The following is a 1,194-nucleotide window of genomic DNA, read 5'->3' as shown; positions in this document are numbered from 1 at the left end:
TATGATCTGACCACCCTGCAGAGGGAAGCTAACAGAATGTTTGGCTATACCGCACAGCAGACATTGGATGCTGTGCAGGAGATGTATGAGCAGAAGCTTGTCACTTATCCGAGAACAGACAGCCAGTATCTGACAGATGAGATGGGAGAAAGTACAGAAACTCTGATTCAGATGTTATTTGGGAAAATGCCTTATGCTGAAGGTCTGGAATATCAACCGGACGTGAGTAAGGTATTAAATTCAAAGAAAGTATCCGATCACCATGCGATTATCCCAACCATGGAAGTAGCCAAAGCAGATATTGGTGAACTGAAAGAACGAAGCCGCAAGATTTTGTATTTGATCAGTGCCAGGGTTCTGACAGCAACTGCAGATCCTTATATTTATGAGAGTCATAAATGTCAGATTACCTGCAATTATCATACGTTTTATCTCAATGCAAAGAAAACAAAACAGGAAGGGTTCAAGACAATTGAGAAAAAACTGAAACAGTTCTTTGGAATCATTGCAGAAAAAGAAGAGCCGGAGTTGGATATCTGGGCAGGCAAGCATTATGGTCCCTGTGATTCTTTTGTATCGGAGCATTTTACACAGCCACCGAAACAGTACACAGAAGATACCCTGCTTTCTGCGATGGAACGTGCAGGGAATGAAGAGCTGACCGAAGATACAGAAAAGAAAGGACTTGGTACTCCTGCAACAAGGGCAGCAATCATTGAAAAACTGATTCAGTCTGGTTTTGTGAAAAGGGAAAAGAAAAATCTGGTGCCGACAGATGATGGAAATGTGCTGATTACGGTTCTACCGGATGAGATTAAATCTCCGAAGATGACCGCAGAGTGGGAAATGGCATTGAATCATATTGCCCAGAATACAGAGACAGCAGATGAATTCCTAAATGGGATTACAGAGCTGATGCAGGAACTGGTTGCCAGATATCAGGGGATTTCAGAAGAGAAGAAAAATCAGTTTCAGGGAAAGGCAAAAGGAGAAGTCATTGGCAAATGTCCCCGCTGTGGAGCTGATGTCCGGGAAGGAAAAGTGAACTTTTACTGTTCTGACCGGAACTGTGCTTTTACCTTATGGAAGAATGATAAATTTCTTGCAAGCCAAGGGAAAAAGATGGATAAGGAGACAGCAAAGAAGTTCCTGTCTAAAGGAAAAATCCATTATAAGGATCTGGTATCAAGAAAA

The 1,194-nt window shown here is 42.1% G+C and carries 1 protein-coding gene; it reads left to right on the top strand.

Translation table 11 applies throughout. The annotated features are described in order from the left end of the window. Positions 1-6: 6 nt before the first annotated feature. Positions 7-1,194: DNA topoisomerase (locus PGQ33_RS16680; RefSeq protein WP_270206121.1), on the top strand; the 1,188-nt coding region annotated here is incomplete at its 3' end.

The sequence above is a fragment of the Coprococcus sp. AM100_B19A genome, from assembly GCF_027662015.1.
In the GTDB taxonomy this organism is placed as follows: Bacteria; Bacillota; Clostridia; order Lachnospirales; family Lachnospiraceae; genus Allocoprococcus; species Allocoprococcus comes.
The sequence above is the reverse complement of the archived record's forward strand: the minus strand, read 5'-3'. Positions and strand labels throughout refer to the sequence as shown.